The sequence below is a fragment of the Aquimarina sp. KJ22-3 genome (assembly GCF_055808215.1).
In genome coordinates, this window is the sequence record NZ_CM147859.1 from 2,277,156 (window position 1) to 2,298,924 (window position 21,769).

Below are 21,769 nucleotides of genomic sequence, written 5' to 3' on the forward strand. Positions count from 1 at the left end.
TAGAAATTGTTAATATTGTCAGCAAAGTTAAAACAATAAAGCATATCAAAAAATTTCGGAAAATATTACTTAGGGTATTTCTTACCCTTTTGTCGCTATTTGCATTTTTAGTGATTGTATTTTCTGTTCCTGCTGTTCAAACTTATTTTGGAGATAAAATCACCAATAATCTTAAAGAAAAAAATAACGTAGATATTACTATTGGTAGATTAGGGTTGACCTATGCCGGTAAAGTGAGTCTTAAAGAAGTATTGGTAAAGGATCATCATAATGACACATTGATGTATGCCGGCGAAATTAAAACTTCAGTAGGGAATATTAATGATATTTCTAATGGCCAACCAGAGATAGGAGATGTATCCATAGAAGATCTTGTTTTCAAAATGAAAATGTATAAGGATGAAAAGTCGGATAACCTCATGACTTTAATCCGCAAATTCGAAAGTGATAACCCTTCTTCTGGTAAACGATTTTTATTGACTACGCAAGCCATAACTATTACTAATGGAAGGTTTAGTTTCACCGATGAGAATCTAAATAATCCAGAAGTGATTGATTATCGAGATATTTCTCTGGATGCTGAAAATTTAATGGTCGACGGGCCTGATGTATATTTGAATATCAATGCACTGGGATTAAAAGATCAAAGAGGGCTTAATATTTCAAAGTTACAAACATGTTTTTCTATCAAACCGGAAGAGATGAATTTTCAGGAGTTGGTCATAGAAACTCCGGATTCTAAGATTCAAGGAGAAATATTGTTTTCGTACAAGGTTGGTGGACTCAGTAATTTTGAAGATGAGGTAAATATCAAAGCTGATTTTGATAAAGCCAGTGTATCCACAAATGATCTAATTCCTTTTTATGGTGGATTTGGAAGAAATCAACAGTTTAGATTAAAAAACACCTCGGTGCGTGGAGTATTGAACGATTTCAAAGTCGTTAATGCTAATATTACCGGATTAGACAGATCTATAGTAAAAGGAAATATTAGAATTAAGAATGCGGTTTCAGACGCTACAAAGTTTGAGCTCGAGGGAGATTTTGATGATATTACCACCAATTACTACGACCTTATCAATCTTATGCCTAAAGTTTTGGGAGAAGCGCTTCCTAAACAATTGTATCAATTTGGTAGTGTAAAAGCCATAGGTAATGCTTCGGTGACTACCAAAGCGGTAGATATGGATATGGATTTGATATCTCAACTCGGCAAAATAAATGCATTTGTTTTACTAGAAAATCTGGATGATATCCGGACATCTACCTATAATGGAAATGTAATTTCGAGTAACTTCAATGTTGGGCAATTGTTAGGATTAAAAACAGTGGGGAATGCAGGATTTGATATTCATGTTGATGGTAGCGGTTTTACCCTGGAAAGTTTGGATACCAAGATAGAAGGGGATATCAATAAACTTGAAATTAATAATTATACCTATACCAGGCTTAAAGCTATAGGAAACCTAAAAGACCGTGTTTTTGATGGGGAACTAGATTCCAGAGATCCTAATATCAGATTTGCTTTTAACGGGGTTGCTGATTTATCTCAAGAAATCAATAATTATGATTTTGTAGCTCAAGTGGATCATGTGGATTTGAATAAACTGAACATCTTTACTCGAGATGAGGTGTCTGTGTTTAATGGAGATGTATTCATGAAAATGAAAGGAACCAATATCAATGATGCCTTTGGTACCATTTCGTTTGCGAAAACCTTGTATGCTAATCAGGACGCAAATTATTACTTTGAAGATTTTGACATTACTTCAAGTTTCGATGATCAAAATGTACGTACCATCACCATCAATAGCCCAGATATAATTCAAGGGAGTGTAAAAGGAATTTTTAGGTTTGAAAATGTGTATGATTTATTTAGAAACTCTTTAGGAAGTCTGTATACTAATTTTGAAGCTACAGAGATTACAGATGATGAGTTTATGGAGTTTGATTTCAATATCTACAATAAGATTGTGGATGTTTTTTATCCAGAAATTCAGTTCGCACCTAATACAGTGATAAAAGGCCGAGTAGAAAGTAATGAATCCGAGTTTAAACTCACTTTTAAATCCCCTGCTATCCGAGCATTTGGTAATTTGATGGAAGAGGTGGACATCCAAATCGATAATAAGAACCCATTATTCAATACTTATGTCGCGGTCGATAGTATAGCCTCCAGAAACTATGGATTATCAGAGTTTAGTTTGATTAATGTAACCCTCAAGGATACGCTATTCATGCACTCCGAATTTAAGGGAGGCAAAAATAATGCAGATAACTTCAACCTGGAGTTTTATCATACCATCAACCAGGAAAATAACTCGGTGATTGGGTTCAGAAAATCTGATCTCACCTACAAAGGGCATACCTGGTATGTAAATCAGGATAGAAGCAAAAATGATAATAAAATCATATTTGATAATGACTTTCAAAATTTTGATATTCAATCCTTGGTTTTTAATTATAAAGATGAAGAAATAAAGGTAGATGGTACTGCGGAGGGGAAATATTATAAAGACATAAAAGCATCTTTTAGGAATGTAGATTTACATAAAATAACCCCAAGGATTGATAGTCTCAGTTTTGAGGGAAGAGTTGACGGAAGTTTAGCCATTTTACAAGAAAATGGATCGTATTATCCCAATTCGACTATAACAATTGACGACCTTGCAATTAACGAAACGCTTTTGGGGCATTTACGTATCGATGTTGCCGGAAATAATGATTTAACAGAGTATAGTTTGAATACACAATTAACCGATAATGGGAATCACCAAAGTCTATCTGCTTTGGGAACCATTAATGTTTCAGAAAAGGGATCAAAGATGGATGTGGATGTAGATCTGGATCGTTTTAATATAGCAGAGTTTAGTGCTTTGGGAGGGATTGTAGTATCCAATATAAGAGGGTATGTTTCGGGAGATGCCAAGATCTCAGGAAGTTTTAAAAACCCTTCGATAGATGGAGCGCTCCAATTAAATCAAGCAGGGCTTACAGTGCCATACTTGAATGTTGATTTGGATTTTGCCGAGAATTCCAGAGTTGTTTTAGAGAAGCAACGGTTTAATTTTGATGATATTGATATCATTGATACCAAGTATTATACCCAAGGTGTATTGAGTGGATATATAGGGCATCGACAATTCTCTAAATGGGAAATAGGATTGAACTTGCTTGCACCTGATCGATTATTAGTGTTGGATACCGAAGAAGACGAAGAGTCTTTGTATTACGGAACTGGTTTTATCAGTGGAGATGCTCAAATACAAGGACCCACAGATCGTTTGGTAATCGATGTGAACGCTACTACCGAAGAAGGTACGGTCTTCAAAATCCCATTAAACGAGAGTGAATCTATTGGAGACAATTCTTTTATACATTTTTTGAGTCCCGAAGAAAAACGTGCACGACTAGAAGGAAAAGAAATTATATTGGACGATGTAAAAGGGTTAGAACTTAATTTTGATCTGGATGTGAATAATAATGCTGAGGTAGAAATTGTGATCAATAAAGAAAATGGAAGTTCTTTGAAAGGAAGAGGAGCGGGTACTTTACTTATCGAGATCAATACCAACGGTAAGTTCAATATGTGGGGGGATTTTGTAGCGTATGAAGGAACCTATAATTTTAGATATGGTGCTTTTGTAGAAAAATTGTTTAGTGTTCGGGATGGAGGAACCATTGTTTGGGATGGTAGTCCAACCAGAGCATTGTTGGATCTTAGTGCAGTCTATAAAACTGAAGCCAATCCAGCTATTTTATTAGAAAATGCTTCGATAAATCGAAAAATCCCGGTCGAAGTGGTAGTGGATTTGCAAGGAGAGTTGATACAACCTAATCTTAATTTTAATATCGAATTCCCGAATTTGAGTTCTGTGGTAAAAAGTGAATTAGATTATAAGTTGAGCGATCAATCCAATAGAGAACTACAAGCGTTATCTCTGGTGTCACAAGGACAGTTTTATAGTGACGAAACCCTTAACCCGAACACGATAACAGGAGGATTGGTGGCAGAAAGGGCGTCAAGTTTGTTTAATAATCTCTTGTCTGACGATGAAGATAAGTTTCAGGTGGGGGTGAATTATGTGCAAGGAGTACGAACTTTGGATCAGGAAAATGCAGATCAATTTGGTCTTACCCTTTCGACACAAATCAATAATAAAATCTTGATTAATGGTCGAGTAGGGGTTCCCATAGGAGGGACGGATCAGTCTACCGTGGTAGGGGATGTAGAAATCGAATATTTGTTTAATGAAGACGGGTCGTTAAGAGGAAAAGTATTTAATCGTCAAAATGATATACAGTTTATTGGGGCGCAAAACCAAGGATATGAACAAGGTTTAGGATTGTCCTATTCTGTAGATTTTGATAATTTTGGAGAGCTATGGCAGAAGGTATTCAAAGGAAAAAAGAAACAAAAAGACTCGATTGCAAAGCCAGTGGATACTACCAAAATAGAAGCTCCGGATTTTATTAACTTTACTGAAAAAAATAAGTAAATTATTTTTCCGACTTTTATTACAAACAAAACCAACTAAACAACAAAACTAAATGGCAAAAGAGATCAGAACGATTGGGGTGATGACCTCTGGAGGGGACGCTCCTGGAATGAATGCAGCGATCCGTGCAGTAGCACGAGCTTGTGCGTATTACAATGTAAAATGTATTGGGTTTTATAGAGGGTATCAAGGAATGATCGAGGGCGATTATTGCGAAATGAACGCTCGTAGTGTGCGTAATATCATAAGCCAGGGAGGAACCATCTTAAAGTCGGCCAGGTCTGAAGAATTTCGAACCAAAGAAGGAAGAAAAAAAGCAATGGATCACCTTAAGAAACTTGGGATAGATGCTATGGTGCTGATTGGTGGTGATGGAACCTTCAGAGGAGGACAGATTTTTAGTGAAGAATATGATATTCCTGTTATCGGAGTACCAGGGACTATCGATAATGATATTTCAGGAACAAATTATACGATTGGGTATGATACAGCTTTAAATACCGTGATCGATGCTATTGATAAGATTCGGGATACTGCCAGTTCGCACGATCGATTGTTTTTTATTGAGGTAATGGGGCGTGATGCTGGTTTTATTGCTTTAAACAGTGGTGTAGGAGCAGGAGCCGAAGAAATCTTAATTCCTGAGGAAGATCTAGGTTTGGATCGATTGTTGGAATCTTTGAAAAGAAGTAAACGTTCTGGAAAATCCTCGAGTATTGTTGTAGTAAGTGAAGGAGATAAGATCGGAAAAAACGTATATGAACTCGCCGATTATGTAACCGAGAATTTAACGGATTATGATGTTCGAGTTACAGTGTTGGGTCATATGCAAAGAGGAGGATCACCAAGTTGTTTTGACCGTACTTTGGCGAGTCGACTATGTGTAAAGGCAGTAGAATTGCTATTGGATGGTGAAAAAAATGTAATGGTAGGACTTATTAATAATAAGGTAACTGCTACCAGTTTTGACGAAGGACTCTCCAGCGAACATGAAATCAATAAGGAATTACTGCGCATTTCGGATATTCTGTCTACCTAGTTTTCTGTTTTTATTCTATATCCTATGATGACAATTGCAATTATAGCCCACGATGGCAAAAAGGCAGAAATGGTGCAGTTTCTTAACGAACATCAAAGCATATTGAGTGACAAAAATATTAAACTAGTATCTACCGGCACCACTGGCGAAAAAGCCAAAAGAGCTGGTTTTGAGGTGTCTCCTTATCTTTCGGGACCATTAGGAGGGGATGCGCAAATTGCTTCCGATGTCGCAGAGAAAAAAGTAGATATGGTGATTTTCTTCAGGGACCCATTAGCAAAACATCCACATGAACCCGATATTTTTATGTTGATGCGACTGTGTGATGGGTATAATGTACCACTAGCTACAAATCCTGCTACTGCGGAGTTATTACTCAAAGGATTGTAAGTTTTTCTTTAAGAAGACTTTTTCTATATTATCTTTTCTGGTTCAATTTGTTTATGTTTGGGTAAAGTTAAATTATGCACAGTCACCAATGGTTTTATTTCATTTTCATTCCAAAATATACTTTTTGAAAAAATCTTAAAAAATTAGAGGTGACATAATTTATACATGTGGCGTAAATGTATTTAAAAGTCTTAAGAGACTTTGAAAATAGGAGGAGAGACTCAAAAAGATAAATCTTCCAAACCAGAGCATATTTTTCATGCATCGCCATAGGTATGTCATTTTATATAGTAAATTTTATAAGACCAATAAAGCTTTATGCTTTCGTATTTCAAAATAACAAAGAAAATCCCTTAGACAATCATTGATCTAAGGGATATACAAGTATTAATATTATACAAAAACACTTTTACCTACAGTCTATGGTTTTGATTACCGTTTCTTCTATTATTCTGTCTTCGCACACGAGGCGGCGGAGGAGGTGGCTGCGCTACATTACGTTGCATGTTTGCCGGAGCTGCTGCTAATGCTTGTAATGCATTAGGATCAGGTACATTCGTATTATTTGCTTGACCTGCTGCGCCCTGGTTAGGTTGAGCAACAACTCTTGGAGGTAGCGGTGGCGCTAGTATCTCTTGAGCCTGGCGATCAAATGCTTGTATTCTAGGAGTGAGCCCTGCTTCTATTCCTTGTAATCTTTGATTTTCTTGATGTAAGGCCTGGGCTTGGGCCTGTCCTAAAGTGAGACGATTGGCATCCGCCTGAAGATTAGTAATCTCCCTATTCGGAAATTGTATGGCTCGCATTTGATTTAAGAATTGTTGTATGGTATCGATAGCATGCACTGCATCTTGCACATTTGGTGGATTCTGCCTAAATCCCTGCGCCTGTGTTATGGCTCGTCTTGCGTTAAGTAAATTGATCGGCGAAGGAAATACATTGATATCATTTAAATCTTGTGCAGCTCTATTCAAAACTCTATCAAGTCGGATTTCAGGCCGTTGAGCTGCTCCACCTAACCCTGGAGGTGGTGTGCCATTAAAATGGTCGTAAATTTCAATTAAATCTCTTTGTAAATTGACAGCAATTTGTCTCGCTCGTAAATCTGGACGAATTCTGTCTAGGCATTGGTTAATGTTTCTAATTTGTGGATTAATTACTTCTCGCGGTGTTAATTGTATTGATGACATACGCTTAATATTTAAAATTTAACAATTTGTTTTACTGGTATTTAAGAGTTACGAAATAAATATCCTTTTTGATTTGTTCGTGATAGGATACATCGTTTGATAACACTAAAGTATCATCAAATACTGATTTTGTCTAGTGTAAAGTAATAAATGGTCGTTTGCATGTAATAGACGGGCTACTTTTGAGAAGAATCTTTATAATTATTTTGTACAGCTATGGTGTAACTACAAGCGGTATTTTTTAATACAGAATGTAAATTGTAGCCGGGAAGTGGGTAACTTCGAAAAGTACAGTTTTTATGGAACCAACAAACTGATTTGGTCTGTTAAAATCGTTTAATAATTTGCGTTTTAGTATTACAGCTATATTTGTCTATGCAATGATAAACTCAATAACTCGGATATGATAGACTGTAAGCCCTTTGATTTTTCTTTTTGTTTAAAAACTTCCTTTTTAAGTAGGAGTAATCCATCATACGATAAAGTTATCTACACTCCAAATAAAACGATTAATCTGAAGAGTTTGATATTCAGCAGGGTATCATTTGGATGTGCTTGGCTTCATTAGTAAATTATTAACAGTTTTCAATATTCTCGATTTAACATCTTTAGCTTTTTTATATTTGCTGCTTCTTCTTGAACACCCCAAAATAGAAGGAAAGTAGTTGTGGTTCAACACCTTTATGCGATCAAACTTTGACCAGGGATTTTTATTTTTTTGTAGGAAAACTAAAAAAACTCGAAAAACAGGGTAACAAAGTTAGTAACCGTTACATAAATAGTAGTTAATAGATAGTAAAGGAAAACAAGCATAAATTTTTATAAAACAATATACAGATGAAGAAAAAGATTGTTGGTAAATCAATACTAATAGCATGCTTAGGGTTTTTATGTTGCTCAGTTGCATCGGCACAGGTAACACTTAATCCGTCTTCGGGAAGAATAATGGATATCGATACAGATTTTGTATTCAGACTTACAGAAAAAGGTTATAACTGACCCATACTACAATCCGGATGGTTATCTGGTGTAGGAGATTTTTTAGCTATCAAACATGGAGGTTCAAATACGGAGGCAACTACCTATGGTTTTCGTATTAGTGATGCTAAGGGTTTTGAATTTGGTAAAAACGATTTTGGATCTACTTTTTTTAAAGTAAATACTAATGGGAATGTAGGGATAGGTACTTCAAATCCAGGAATCGAATTCGATGTGAGAGGTAGAGTTCAGTTTCATAGTTTGGGCAATACAAATAACTTTTTGCATTTTGATTATGACTCCAACGGAAATAAATTAAGGAGTTATGGAACCAATCTTTTTCTGGAAACTCGAAATATTACCGAAAACATAGAGTTTCGAACAAACAATTCTGCAAATTCATTAATGATAGTGAAAGGGAATGGAAATGTAGGAATTGGAACGACTTCACCTGATGCAAAACTTGCGGTAAACGGTAATATCCATGCCAAAGAAGTAAAAATAGATTTGGTAGGCTGGCCAGATTATGTATTCGAAAACACGTACCAATTACCAACGCTAGATCAGGTGGAAACTCATATTAAAGAAAAAGGACACTTACAAAACGTTCCATCAGCTCAAGAAGTTGCCGAGAATGGTATTGAATTGGGTGAAATGAATAAAAAGCTATTGGAAAAAATTGAGGAGCTCACTTTATATACAATTGCTCAGGAAAAGGAACTTAATGATCAAGAACTACGGATTAAAAATCTTGAAAACAAACTAGAAAAACTACTACAACAATAACTAGACAAACATGAAAAAAATAATTGTATTTGGTGTACTACTACTTTCTGGTAGTGTGGTTATAGCGCAACAGTGGAATCCATCTGGAGACAATACTACTTCGGGGAACGTGATTGTGCAGAATCCTCAAAACACTTCGGCAGTAAGTATACTATCCTGGCAAAACAATATTGCACGAATTAGGATTGGCGGAGACGGAGTTGGTGCCGAAAATGGTTTTATGTTTCAAGGGGTAGGAGATAAAAATTTACTTCGCATTATGAATGGAGGAAATATTGGTATTGGTACAAATTCACCTAGCTCAAAATTACATGTATCAAATGGAACTACTGGGGCATTGCCTCACGGATTTTCGGACTTAACGGTTGAAGATGATGATTCCGGAATGATTTCTATACTAACGCCAAGTAATAAATATGGATATTTTGGATTTTCAGATCAGGATGATGACTATGTAGGAGGAATGCAATACAATCATGCTTCAAATCAGATGACATTTAGAGTAAATAATCATGATAGTGATATGGTCATTAATGCAGCAGGGAATGTAGGTGTCGGTGTGAATGCTCCGCAAGAAAAATTTCATGTGGCTGCGAATGCAGATGCAATTGTTTGGCCGGTTATAGCTAATAATTTAAGGAATAATGAAACAGTATCTAATTATGGTGTGGGAATAAAACTTAAGCATTCTCATAACAATGAAACCTGGAAATGGGGAGGTATTGCTTCTGTACAAGAGAGTACCTGGGCAAATTTATCGGGATTAGCATTTTATGCTAATGAAACTGAATATTTGAGAATAAAAGCAAATGGTAATGTAGGTATAGGAACCACTACACCTGACTCCAAACTAGCTGTAAACGGTAAAATCCATGCCAAAGAAGTAAAAATAGACCTTGTTGGTTGGCCGGATTATGTATTCGAAAATACCTACCAATTGCCGACACTAGATCAGGTAGAAACTCATATCAAAGAAAAAGGGCACCTGCAAAACATTCCATCAGCTCAAGAGGTTGCCGAGAATGGTATTGAATTAGGGGAGATGAATAAAAAGTTGTTGGAGAAGATAGAGGAGCTTACTTTGTATACTATCCAACAGCAAAAGGAAATAGAAGATTTAAAAGAAATTGTAGCAAAATTGATAAACCAATAAAAGAGGAATTATGAAAAAACTAGTTGTATCTATCGTACTACTATCAATAAATATTGGGATACAAGCCCAAGAAAATAAAATAGAAAATACTGGAAACGTTGGGATAGGGACCACTACACCTTCAGAAAAGTTAGAAATAAATGAAGGAAATATTAAAGTTTTTGGGTATAACACTTCTAGATATTTACGTTTTACAGAAGCAAATTTACAAGGTGCATTTATCAATTATGATGGCACATCAAATGTTTTGAATATTGGTGTTAATGATGTGAATAGTACAGATGTAAATAACGATGTGAATAGTATAAGTGTTGTTAGAGCAACTGGCAACGTAGGTATAGGAACTCGAACCCCTGGCTCAAAATTACATGTTTCCAATGGATCGACAGGAGGTACTCCCCACGGATTTTCAGATCTAACTGTAGAGAATGATGATGCAGGGATGATATCAATTTTAACACCAAACAATAAATACGGATATTTTGGATTTGCAGACCAGGATGATGATTATGTAGGAGGAATGCAATACAATCATGCGTCAAATCAGATGACGTTTAGAGTTAATAATCATGATAGTGATGTTGTGATTAATTCTGTTGGTAATGTTGGGATTGGTAGTACCAACCCATTTTCTAAGTTATTCGTTGAAGGTAGAACTAGTGTTGGAAGACAAGGAGTATTGAGTATGGATTGGACTAATGAAACGAATTGGGGAGGAAATGCTAATAAATGGTCTGGATACATCGGTTTCAATGCGTATAGAAATAATGATGAAGGAAAAGATCTCTATTACGGGAGGAACAAATTTACATCAAAAGGAGTACTCGAAGGATCAAATTATGGATTTAGGTGGTTGTTTAGGGATAGAAACAATAACGATTCTGATGGGCAGCATCTACTCACTGAGTTCATGCGTTTAACCAATAATGGGAATCTAGGTATAGGAACCACTACACCAGACTCCAAACTTTCAGTTAATGGTAATATCCATGCCAAAGAAGTAAAAGTAGATCTTGTTGGTTGGCCGGATTATGTATTCGAAAACACGTATCAATTACCAACATTAGCTCAGGTGGAAGCACATATCAAAGAAAAAGGACACCTGCAAAACATTCCATCAGCTCAAGAAGTTGCCGAGAATGGTGTTGAATTGGGAGAGATGAATAAGAAACTCTTGGAAAAGATTGAAGAATTGACTCTGTATACCATTGCCCAGGAAAAACAACTGCAAGAACAAAACAAAAAGAATCAGGAATTGGAAGACAGACTAGCCAAGTTGGAAGCTTTCTTAACCAAAGAATAAAAGCACAAATTTATGTTTATGAAGAATTTAGCAAAACTTCTCGTTGTTGCGCTTTTCTGTACGTTTAGCACATTTGCGCAAGATGTAGAGAATCGACAACCATTTTCTACTCCTACGGCTCCAGCGGCTTTCGAGTTTTTAAAATACGGGGACATCCCCATGAATGAATATACGGGTAGAGCAACAGTAACTGTACCTATTTACAACCTGCAGGTTGATGATGCGCAACTCCCTTTGCAGCTCAATTACACTACTGGGGGTATACGTGTAGATCAAGAAGCCAGTATGGTAGGTTTAGGATGGGATTTTAATATTCCTTCTGTAGTACAAATCATTAATGATAAAGATGATTATGATACCGCTACAACACATCAAACTTTACCTGATATAGTAGGGGGTCCAAATATGCCAACGCTTGGGGCTACTTGGCCAAATTTAAGTCAAACTACTTATGTTGGGATGCCCTATGGGGGTTCAAACACTATTAATGAAGTACCATTATATTTTAAAGCTAGTCGTGATTTTATAGTTTTTGAGGATAAATATACTAATCAGTACGAAGAAATGACTTTTGGATTTCATATGGATTCTGAACCTGATATTTTTAAGGTAACTATAAATGGAGATGAACTGATCATGGCTACAGACCGTTCATTATTACCTCCACAAGATGCTGCGATACCTTATCCTTTGATAATTATTAATAATAAACCGCAGTATAAAGTAGAGTTGTTAACCGAAGTAGTGAATACTGTTGAAAGGGTGTCCGGAATCAAAATCACCGATCCTTTTGCAACTCAGCATTTTTTCGATATTATAGATGTAATTACTACCAGTTCTACCGTTTCAGGTCATTTGGCAGCACCTCTGGGGTCCGGTGATCAAAGGATTACTTCTAAAATCTTTAAACTCAGTAAAATGGTGACCAGAAGTGGAAATGAAATCCTTGTCTCCTATAATGAAACAAATGTATTAGGAAGTCGTAAACTTGGACAACAATATTTTAGGAAAAAAGCACAGACTATAGAATCCACATCCGAAATTCCAGATAGAAAATTGTTTGATGGAATAAACAATTCGCAGGACGGATACGCGACAACAACTAACCATTTTCATAATGATGACAGGACCAACGGTACTTTAGAAACTTCGCACACGGCATCTCAGAATTTCAATTATGCGACTCAAATCACTACGCCAAAAGAAAAAATAGTTTTCGGATATTCAGATCGGCTAGATTATAGTGGAATGAAACGTTTAGACAGAGTTCTGATTTATGATCACAGAGACAATTTGATTAATCAGTTTGATTTAAATTATACCTATACCGATAGTCCTAATTCTAGTGGTGTAAGTGCTTTCTTAAAAAAGAGATTAATCCTAACCAAAGTGCAAGAAAGTGGTAAAGGAGCATATGAGTTTGAATATAACTCAACTTTGCTACCTCCCAAAAATTCGTTTAAAGTAGATTATTGGGGGTACTACAACGGTAAGAACAATTCTTCTTTAATACCATCTCTTGCATTATGTGGTTATCCAGAATTTAATGATAATGCATCAAATGATTTTAATGCCTATCTGGATTATACCAAAGCACAATCTCTTGAGAAAATCACCTATCCTACAGGAGGCTCATCTACATTAGAATATGAATTAAATACTTTTGATTCCTATTTTAATTCGGGGCCAAATGTCACCAGTGGTCACGGAATAAGAGTGAGTAAAAGATTGGATCGTACTAATGCCACCAATTTGGCACAAACTACTCAATTTAGCTACTCTGGGGGTAAAGCAATTTCTAAAAAGAACATTGTTCGAGAGTTTACTGAAAGAGTTTTTAGGGTATTTGGTGCTGCTTCAAGACGAATATTTCGAACTCCTGTTGTATCCATAGGTATCGACGGCTTTAATTCTAGTAGTGGCTTGGTAGATGGAGATTATATTGGATATGATGAGGTCACCGTTCAGAATTCAGATCAAAATGGAAGAGTTGTAAAAGAGTTTGTTAATACTCCTAATCAAGCGTTTGGTATTACCGTAGGGAAAGATTTTAACCCAATGTACGGAACTCAAAAAGGTGCTATCAAAAATGGAAGTTTACGAACAGAGAAGGCATTTACAAATGATAACAAAATGGTTTCTTTTTCAGAATATTCCTATTTAACCAAAACTACCACTGGTACTCACTATGGTGTGAAATTTAATCCAGCTGAAACTTATGTAATGTCGTATTTGAATAATGGCTTATATTACTATTACTATATTCCATACAGTATACTAACATTTTATCCCATTTATACCAATTCCACTTATCTTCAATCCAAAATCGAAAGAACCTATAAAGATGAGATTGAAATAGCAGCTAGAAAAACGACCTATGGATATGATGTATACAACAATATAACTTCAGAACGTTTGGAAGATCCAAACATTCAAGAGGAAAATGGAACTCGTGTAACCTACAACTTCGATATTACATCATTTGGGAGAGATAATAACTTTTTGAGTGTATTAAGAAGTTCTAAAACCTTTAGATACGATGCATCTAATTCGGCAACTACTTCAGATCAATACTTCTATTATCAAAAGTATCCACAGCATAATAATGCAATTTTGATGTATGAATCTTGGGAATGCGCAAAATCTTCGTATCCTAATAATTTTGATGATACTTGTATCAAGACTTCATATACCAAATATACCAGCAACGGTAAGCTGTTACAGTATGATATACGAGATGGTATTTCTACTACGATCTTATGGGGGTACGATTATCAATATCCAATAGCTAAAATTGAAAATGCATCTTATGCACAGGTGATGACCGCTTTGGGTAGAACTTCTGGAGATAACCTAAGCTATTTACAGAATCATTCTGCAGCTCAGCTCAGAGTCGAAATGGATAAGATTAGATCCCATAGCACGATGAAAAATGCTTTTGTAACTACCTATACTTATTCCCTGCTTAAGGGATTAGAAAGCATGACAGATCCAAAAGGGTATACCTCATATTACACCTATGATGAAGGAAACCGACTGAAGGAGGTCAAAGATGCAGAGGGTAATATCGTCACCGAAAATAAGTATCACTACAGATCAAACAATTAAAAGACAGTTATGAAAAAAATAATATATATACTCTTAGTTTTTGTTTGCTCATTGTATTCCTTCGGGCAAACGAATACAGAAAATTATATCGAAACTACAGCGTATAGATCAGAATATCTTGGACCTTTAGGTAATTTTAATGATTATTCACATACACTTACTGCCTCAGATTTTGTAAGCGGAGGTAATGGTATAGGTGGTGGTTCTATAACGATTCAAGATAATGTACTGAGAATTGATTTTAATGCATCATGGCCTTCGACTTCAGCTCTAAAATCTGGAGTTATAGCCACTTTGAATACTACCCCAGCACTACCTGATTTAGAGTTGGGTGATGTAATGACATCCAATGGACCTAGTGGCTATAAGATGAAGATAGAGGGTGGAGAGTTAGTTTTCTATTCTCGTTACTTCATCACTTCTGTCAATACAACAATGACAAGACTCATGCCAAATACTAGTGAGTATTATAACTTGAATTATAATACCAACTTAGGAAGTCCATTTACCTGTACTTCTGGTGGAGGTGGAGGGAGTAGCTCTCTAAGAATTGAGAGTGGTTATGTATATCTAACTGTTGCTGGAAGCTGGAGTCCGACATGTCAGTTAAAAACAGGAAATATTAGATACCTTACAACCAATACATTACCAGATATGGAGTTGGGGACTTTTTATCATACCAATGATCCCACTAATCCATCAATTTACAAAGCTAAAATAGAGAACAATTATCTGATTTATTACGCAAGCGAGGCGTTGCCTCCATATCCAACAAGTATAAGTGATAGTGAAACTTTAATTCTTAATAAAAATGACGATTTGGCGAATAGAACCATTGCATATTATGATGGTTTGGGGAGACCTAAGCAAAATGTAGTTGTAAAAGCCGGAGGGCAAAAACAGGATATCATTACCCATTTTGAATATGATACCTATGGGAGACAGGAAAAAGAAAACTTACCTTATGCAAGTACATCTTCTAATAATGGTAGTATAAGAACTAGCCCACTTGCCGAACTGCAAAGTTTTTATAACACACCAAAATATGAGAATACAACCAATCCGTTTAGCCAAGTTCAATTTGAAGCTTCACCATTAAACAGAACCTTGAAGCAAGCAGCACCAGGAACATCTTGGAAAATGGGTAATGGTCATGAAATAGAATCTGATTATAAAACCAATGTAGCCAACGAGGTACGACGTTTGGAAGCTATTTTTGCAAATGATGATCCGTTGACGCCAGAGTTAGTAGCTAATACCAGTAGTTATTATGCTGCAGGAGAGTTACAGAAATCGGTAGTCAAAGATGAGAACCACCCAGGAACGACTACCAAAAACCATACAACAGAAGAGTTTACCAATATCGAGGGAAATGTAGTATTAAAACGTACCTATGCCGATACCGATATCGATGGGGATAACATACCAGAATCTCAAGTGTCTCATGATACCTATTATGTGTATGATAAATACGGAAACCTGGCCTATGTAGTCCCTCCAAAAGTTGATCTTAGTGATGGGGTGTCGTCTGACGAATTAAATGAACTATGCTATCAATATGTTTATGATGAGCGTAATCGTTTGATTGAGAAGAAAATACCAGGTAAAGATGATAAAGAGTACATCGTATACAACAAGCGTAATGAGCCCATCATGACGCAAGATGGAAACTTAAAAGCGCAAAACAAATGGTTGTTTACACTATATGATGCCTATGGTAGAGTAGCGTATACTGGAGTAGATAATGGAAATAATAAATCTAGGGCACAGTTACAAACAGAAGCAGATGCTGTGTCCAATCAATATGTAACCAAAACCGATACGGGTAATACCTATGCTGGGACTACAGTGTTTTACACCAAAAATGCTTATCCTACTAGTTTTGATGAAGTGTATACTATCAATTATTACGACAATTATGTCTTCGATACGGTTGGATTAACCAGTCCACCCACAGTATTTGGGGAGTCCGTTTCAAGCGATACACAATCCTTACCTACGGGTACTAAAGTAAAGGTTCTCGAAACCAATAATTGGATCACTACGATTACCTATTATGATCAAAAAGCCAGATCCATTTATGTGGCTGCCAAAAATGAATATTTAGGGACTACAGATCAAATCTCCTCTCAGCTGGATTTTGTAGGGAATGTGATCAAAACAAGAGCCAGACATCAAAAAGGTTCAAATACTGCTATTGTTACTGTAGATGCGTTTACCTATGATCACCAAAATCGATTGATATCTCAAAAACAATGTATAGGAGATGATTCGTTGTCTAACAATTGTGGACAAGCAGATCCTAGTTTGGAGGCTAATATAGTACTGTCTGAAGCCATATCTGGTAATATCAATACCTTAGCGGGTAATAGTATTACCTTATTACCAGGCTTTCATGCTATTGCTAGTGCATCTACAAGTTACTCAGCAAAAATACAAGAAACCGGTGGTGAACTGATCGTAGCCAATACCTATGATGAATTGGGTCGAATGACAGGTAAAAAGGTAGGAAATACCGAAAGTGAACCCCTGCAACAAGTGGATTATGCGTATACAATAAGAGGGTGGATGAAATCCATAAATAACGGAACCACAGCAAATGGAGACTTATTTGGGTTTGCTATAGATTATGATAGTGGGACTAATGCTTTATACAATGGTAACATCGCCAAAACATCCTGGAGAACAGCAAATGATCATGTGACCAGAAACTATACCTATACCTATGATGCTTTAAATAGAATATTAGAAGCAACTAGTACCAGTGGTAATTATGATGTATCTGGTATAGCCTATGATAAGGTAGGGAATATTATCAATCTAAGCAGAAAAGGGCATGTGAATAGTGCAGCCACATCTTTTGGTAATATGGACATTTTGTCCTATACCTACAATAGCGGAAATCAACTTTTGGGAGTTACGGATACAGGTAATGATAGTTACGGATTTAAAGACGGGAGCAATACCAATGACGATTATGAGTATGATACTAATGGGAACATGACTATTGATCGTAACAAGGGGATCAATAACATCGTATATAATCATTTAAACTTACCAACTACAGTTTCGATCTCAAATAGTTCTGGTACAGGAACAATTGCGTATATTTATGACGCTGTTGGTATAAGACTTAAAAAGATCACAACCATAGGATCTTCTGTTACAAATACAGAGTATGCCGATAACTATATTTATGAAAATGGTAGTTTAGCATTTATGAATCATTCAGAAGGTTATATAGAACCAGCAAATACCGGCGGTTTTGAGTATGTCTACCAACATAAAGACCATTTGGATAATATTAGATTGTCTTATAAAGATATAAATCAAGATGGTACTATTTCAGCTAATGAAATCCTGCAAGAAAAAAATTATTATCCCTTCGGATTAGTACATAAAGGATACAATGAAGCAAGCATAGGAAGAAATCATAATTATGGGTATCAAAATATGGAGTTAACTCAGGATTTGGATTTTAATGTTTATGAGTTTGAATTACGTCAATTTGATCCGGCTTTGGGGAGATGGTTTACAGCTGACCCCTATGAACAACATAGTTCTCCATACTTATCAATGTCTAATAACCCCATTATTAGAGTAGATCCTGATGGTGGATTTGATTGGTACTATGATTTAAATGGTAATTTAGCTTATGATGAAAATGTACAAAGCCAGGAAGATTTAGATAGGTTGAAAGGGACAGGTGATCTGCTAAGTGGAGGTGTTTATAAAACGGGGGATTACTTTATTGAAGAAAATGTTTTTTATCATACTAATGGTTTAGCAAGTAATCTTGAAACAGGAGAGGTATGGGATTTTAGAGAACTTTCAGTTAATACTAAGAGTTTTAATGAGCAATTTGCAGGAATAGTTGAAAAACAAGCTGGTAAACCATATGTGTGGGGAAAAGAAGGGCCGGATTGTTTTGACTGCTCTGGATTAGCAATATTTGGTATAAGAAAAGTAGCTAACGGTGATTTTAAAGACACAAATGCACATGGATTATTCACAAACTTTTCAAAAGTTTCAAATTCAAAAGGAAGAGGAAGTGTTATTTTCTATGATTACACTTCTGATGGCAATATTGATCACGTTACAACTATATTAAATGACAATCAAATGTTACATCCATCGCAAGGCAATAAAGTAATGGAAATAAGGCCTCTTAATTACTTAGATTCTTACACCAAGAAAAAAGGAGGAGTAAAGTATTTTAGAGAGCTAGACTGGAAATTAATTAATAATTAAAATACGACTATGAAGAAATTTGTTTTGTTGTTAGTAGTCTTTCTACTTTTTTCTTGTATATCCAAGAAAAATGATCAACAAAAATTAGGTATTGAAACATTTCAAAAAGGTACTAATGATTCGACTTTAAATAAAAATTTTAAAGTAAAAAAAACTATAACTAGTGGAAGCATAAAACAATTAGATTCATTATTTACATTAAAAGAGAAGAGTGAACTATTTTTAGGCACTGTTTTTGGAGAAAAAGTTAAAGGGGAAAAGGATGTTTATGATGAATTATTTGTAATCAAAGAAAAGGATACAATTTATTCTATTAGAAAAAATATCCTTAGGAATAAATCTGGAATAGATGTTGAAATAAGATCTGAAGATTTTTTTGGGTACAAAATTGTTGTCGTAGGAGAAGATGATTTTACGTTACAAGCATTGTTTGATAAAGGAAATGGAGTTTCTGATGATATTAATATATTTTGGAATTATGAAAAAAGTATGTTTGAAGTAATGAAGACTCCTTAGCAATTCTTAATTATTGTTTGAGTTAAGATATTTCTTATTTATATTAATAATAACTTAAAACAGCTATTTCTCTGCTTCCGCTAGTCTGTGACTAGTGGGGAGTATAAGTAAGAAAAATATATAACAAGCTGGTTTCAAAACATGAAACTGGCTTGTTGTATTTTTGAGAAATGATATCGCGGAATTACTTTCCGTGCGTTATGAGTGATAAAGTAAAAATATTTTCAACAAAATAAAACGAAATATCATCAAACTTTAACATTCAAAATAGGTAATAAAACACTAAAAACAGTCACCTACTCATAAGTGACTGTTTTTTTAATATCAACAAATTTAATTTATGAAGAACCCAACAATTAGTGATTTAAGTATAGCGTATAGTATGCTAATTCTATTGTTATTCTCTTGCTCCTCAGATAATACGGTAGACGAAGGACCAGAGGAAGAACCGGTGCCTATTCAGGAATTTTTCTTTCAAGGGACTTTGGGAGAGGAAGAATTTAATATGAAATCAGAGCTATATGCTTCTGGAGTCATATCACCTATGGATGATTATACCTTTGATTTTGGAGGCTTTGGGATTCGAAAAAGACCACGTAACATTAATGGGGAAGAAGTAGAGTTTTGCTCTGGCTCTTATGCATTTGGTTTGTTTCCGGTTATTGGATCTGATGCTAATATTGTTTCGGCAAAATTGTTTATCAGAAATATCGATCTGGATCAATGTTCTATAGAAAACGAAAGACTAGGGCTCGAGGATGCGTTTACTAATCAGGATTTTACCTTTGCAGAGGCTGTAGGAGATGATCGATTGAATCAAGTCACTTTCTTCTTTTTTCCACCCGATGTACCTGGGGTGCCAGAAAATGAACAGGATTTTTATCGATCTAATGAAGAAAATTCGAATAGTACTTTCAAAATCACCAAGGTTACAAGAGAAGAGCCTAATAGCTTTGCCATAGAAGGGACTTTTTCTTGTAGAATGTATAGCCATAAAGACGAAACCAAATTTAAAGATATAACAGATGGAAAGTTAAAAGTAAGGATACTCACCAACCTGGATAGGGATGTGAATTTTTAAATGTAGAGTTTCAAATAATGAAACTGAATATCTATATTTTTAAAATTAGTAATATTAAAACCCCAAAACAAAATACAATGAATAGACAAGAACAACTGGCATTTTGTAAAGTGTGCCAACATCAAAAATTTGATTTACAACAAGGGATTATCTGTAGTTTAACCAACGCAGTAGCAGATTTTCAAGAAGAATGCACTTCTTATGTAGAAGATACAGTATTAAAAGAGAAAGAAGAACAACTGGCCATCACCAGAGAATCTGTTGGGAAACTAGCAAGCCAAGGTAAACGTTTTACGAATTACATCATCGATTTTATTTTTATCATGGTGTTTAGTTTTATGATTGGTGTAGTATTAGCGCTCATTTCGCCAGAAATGCTCGAAGCTATAGAAAACGGAGGACGTTTGCTGGATTATGTGTTTGGTTTTGTCGTAGGAATGATATACTATTCCGTTTTTGAAATGATCACGGGTAGAACTATAGGTAAATTAATTACAGGTACCAAAGTAGTAGATGAGCAAGGTAACAAACCAGATGCGAATGCCATATTAGTTCGCAGTTTGTGCCGATATATTCCTTTTGAGGCTTTTTCTTTTCTGGGGGATGGTCCTGGTTGGCATGATACCATGTCCAAAACCAGAGTAGTCGACGCGTAGTATCAACAAGCTAAAATCTATTGTAGAAAATAATTAATCAGCAGTCAAGTCAAAATAGGCTTGACTGTTTTTTGTATTTTCACCAATAAATAAGAAATACATGATAAAAAATCATAGGTTATATATCCTAGTGATCATGATGTTAGGTCTACTACTAGCTTGTAATAAAGAACCCAAAGGCACACAAAAAGTAGAATATCATGATAATGGGAATGTGAGTGGTATTGGTAAGGTAATCGGTTCCAAAAAGATCGGCGTATGGGTATATTATGACGAAGAGGCGATTATCTTCGATTCGATTCCCTACAAGAACGGTATAAAAGAAGGGGAAGCCAGAGGTTATGATAATCGTACAGGTGCTTTGGCCAGAAAAGGGATGTATGTCAATGATCAACAAGAAGGAGTGTGGGAGTCTTATCACCATGATGGCGCTGTACATGGTAGAGAACTATTCAAAAAAGGAGTTCTTCAAAAAGAACGGATCTATTTTTTTGCAGATGGTACAATAAAACTACAAACTGCCATACAAAATGGAACATTGCATGGTAAGCATGATGAGTATTATCCCAATGGTCAATTATCGGTTACGGGATTCTTTCACAATGGTAAAGTAGATGGAGAGTGGAAAGAGTACAGTGATCAAGGCGTACTTAAAGAAGTTTATAACTGTCAATCCGGGCTATGGCATGGCGCTTATGAAAAATACTATCCAGATGGATCCATAGCTGAAAAAGGCACTTACGAATTGGATAAAAAATCAGGAACCTGGGAGTATTTTGATCAAGAAGGTAACGTATTGGCTACCGAGAAATTTTAAAA

The 21,769-nt window shown here is 35.5% G+C and carries 14 protein-coding genes; 13 read left to right on the plus strand and 1 reads right to left on the minus strand.

All coding sequences use genetic code 11. The annotated features are described in order from the left end of the window. The first annotated feature begins 110 nt into the window (after positions 1 to 110). From AC0L3Q_RS10405 to AC0L3Q_RS10415, 3 genes are read left to right on the plus strand one after another with little or no spacing between them, the layout of a single operon-like run. Positions 111 to 4,499 (plus strand): translocation/assembly module TamB domain-containing protein, encoded by a 4,389-nt coding sequence (locus tag AC0L3Q_RS10405; RefSeq protein ID WP_473286502.1) that lies wholly within the window; start codon positions 111 to 113, stop codon positions 4,497 to 4,499. A 52-nt stretch (positions 4,500 to 4,551) separates the two neighbouring features. Continuing rightward, complete coding sequence (gene pfkA / locus AC0L3Q_RS10410; protein WP_473286503.1) at positions 4,552 to 5,538, plus strand: 6-phosphofructokinase; 987 nt, start codon at positions 4,552 to 4,554, stop codon at positions 5,536 to 5,538. A 27-nt stretch (positions 5,539 to 5,565) separates the two neighbouring features. Further along, positions 5,566 to 5,928: a methylglyoxal synthase gene (locus AC0L3Q_RS10415; protein ID WP_473286929.1), complete on the plus strand. Its 363-nt coding sequence runs from the start codon at positions 5,566 to 5,568 to the stop codon at positions 5,926 to 5,928. Between the two features lie 413 nt (positions 5,929 to 6,341). On the opposite strand, the gene AC0L3Q_RS10420 is transcribed toward AC0L3Q_RS10415, so the two are convergent. Further along, positions 6,342 to 7,118: a hypothetical protein gene (locus AC0L3Q_RS10420; RefSeq protein ID WP_473286504.1), complete on the minus strand. Its 777-nt coding sequence runs from the start codon at positions 7,116 to 7,118 to the stop codon at positions 6,342 to 6,344. An 837-nt stretch (positions 7,119 to 7,955) separates the two neighbouring features. On the opposite strand from AC0L3Q_RS10420, the gene AC0L3Q_RS10425 reads away from it, so the two are divergent. From AC0L3Q_RS10425 to AC0L3Q_RS10470, 10 genes are all read left to right on the plus strand, one after another. Next, on the plus strand, positions 7,956 to 8,117 hold the full coding sequence (locus AC0L3Q_RS10425; RefSeq protein ID WP_473286505.1) for a hypothetical protein: 162 nt from the start codon (positions 7,956 to 7,958) through the stop codon (positions 8,115 to 8,117). Positions 8,118 to 8,330: 213 nt separating this feature from the next. After that, positions 8,331 to 8,882 carry a hypothetical protein gene (locus tag AC0L3Q_RS10430; RefSeq protein ID WP_473286506.1) on the plus strand — a complete coding sequence of 184 codons (552 nt, stop codon included), beginning with the start codon at positions 8,331 to 8,333 and terminating at the stop codon, positions 8,880 to 8,882. Between the two features lie 10 nt (positions 8,883 to 8,892). Then, positions 8,893 to 10,035: a hypothetical protein gene (locus tag AC0L3Q_RS10435; protein ID WP_473286507.1), complete on the plus strand. Its 1,143-nt coding sequence runs from the start codon at positions 8,893 to 8,895 to the stop codon at positions 10,033 to 10,035. A gap of 10 nt (positions 10,036 to 10,045) precedes the next feature. Continuing rightward, positions 10,046 to 11,338: a hypothetical protein gene (locus tag AC0L3Q_RS10440; protein ID WP_473286508.1), complete on the plus strand. Its 1,293-nt coding sequence runs from the start codon at positions 10,046 to 10,048 to the stop codon at positions 11,336 to 11,338. A gap of 18 nt (positions 11,339 to 11,356) precedes the next feature. Further along, entirely contained in the window at positions 11,357 to 14,446 is a 3,090-nt protein-coding gene (locus AC0L3Q_RS10445; protein ID WP_473286509.1) for an RHS repeat domain-containing protein, read from the plus strand. Positions 14,447 to 14,455: 9 nt separating this feature from the next. Then, on the plus strand, positions 14,456 to 18,697 hold the full coding sequence (locus tag AC0L3Q_RS10450) for a DUF6443 domain-containing protein (protein WP_473286510.1): 4,242 nt from the start codon (positions 14,456 to 14,458) through the stop codon (positions 18,695 to 18,697). A 9-nt stretch (positions 18,698 to 18,706) separates the two neighbouring features. Beyond that, complete coding sequence (locus AC0L3Q_RS10455; protein ID WP_473286511.1) at positions 18,707 to 19,213, plus strand: hypothetical protein; 507 nt, start codon at positions 18,707 to 18,709, stop codon at positions 19,211 to 19,213. A gap of 340 nt (positions 19,214 to 19,553) precedes the next feature. Next, a complete protein-coding gene (locus tag AC0L3Q_RS10460; RefSeq protein WP_473286512.1) occupies positions 19,554 to 20,294 on the plus strand; it encodes a hypothetical protein in 741 nt (246 codons plus the stop codon). Positions 20,295 to 20,371: 77 nt separating this feature from the next. Further along, a complete protein-coding gene (locus AC0L3Q_RS10465; RefSeq protein WP_473286513.1) occupies positions 20,372 to 20,950 on the plus strand; it encodes an RDD family protein in 579 nt (192 codons plus the stop codon). 100 nt (positions 20,951 to 21,050) lie between these two features. Continuing rightward, the gene (locus AC0L3Q_RS10470; protein WP_473286514.1) at positions 21,051 to 21,767 is read left to right on the plus strand and encodes a toxin-antitoxin system YwqK family antitoxin; all 717 of its coding nucleotides are present in this window, start codon (positions 21,051 to 21,053) and stop codon (positions 21,765 to 21,767) included. Positions 21,768 to 21,769: the final 2 nt, after the last annotated feature.

Bases quoted from the DNA above. Each gene is read 5' to 3' on its own strand.
- AC0L3Q_RS10450 (WP_473286510.1), top strand. From the start codon at position 14,456: ATGAAAAAAATAATATATATACTCTTAGTTTTTGTTTGCTCATTGTAT.
- AC0L3Q_RS10440 (WP_473286508.1), top strand. From the start codon at position 10,046: ATGAAAAAACTAGTTGTATCTATCGTACTACTATCAATAAATATTGGG.
- pfkA (WP_473286503.1), top strand. From the start codon at position 4,552: ATGGCAAAAGAGATCAGAACGATTGGGGTGATGACCTCTGGAGGGGAC.
- AC0L3Q_RS10455 (WP_473286511.1), top strand. From the start codon at position 18,707: ATGAAGAAATTTGTTTTGTTGTTAGTAGTCTTTCTACTTTTTTCTTGT.
- AC0L3Q_RS10445 (WP_473286509.1), top strand. From the start codon at position 11,357: ATGAAGAATTTAGCAAAACTTCTCGTTGTTGCGCTTTTCTGTACGTTT.
- AC0L3Q_RS10435 (WP_473286507.1), top strand. From the start codon at position 8,893: ATGAAAAAAATAATTGTATTTGGTGTACTACTACTTTCTGGTAGTGTG.
- AC0L3Q_RS10465 (WP_473286513.1), top strand. From the start codon at position 20,372: ATGAATAGACAAGAACAACTGGCATTTTGTAAAGTGTGCCAACATCAA.
- AC0L3Q_RS10425 (WP_473286505.1), top strand. From the start codon at position 7,956: ATGAAGAAAAAGATTGTTGGTAAATCAATACTAATAGCATGCTTAGGG.
- AC0L3Q_RS10460 (WP_473286512.1), top strand. From the start codon at position 19,554: ATGAAGAACCCAACAATTAGTGATTTAAGTATAGCGTATAGTATGCTA.
- AC0L3Q_RS10415 (WP_473286929.1), top strand. From the start codon at position 5,566: ATGACAATTGCAATTATAGCCCACGATGGCAAAAAGGCAGAAATGGTG.
- AC0L3Q_RS10420 (WP_473286504.1), bottom strand. From the start codon at position 7,118: ATGTCATCAATACAATTAACACCGCGAGAAGTAATTAATCCACAAATT.
- AC0L3Q_RS10470 (WP_473286514.1), top strand. From the start codon at position 21,051: ATGATAAAAAATCATAGGTTATATATCCTAGTGATCATGATGTTAGGT.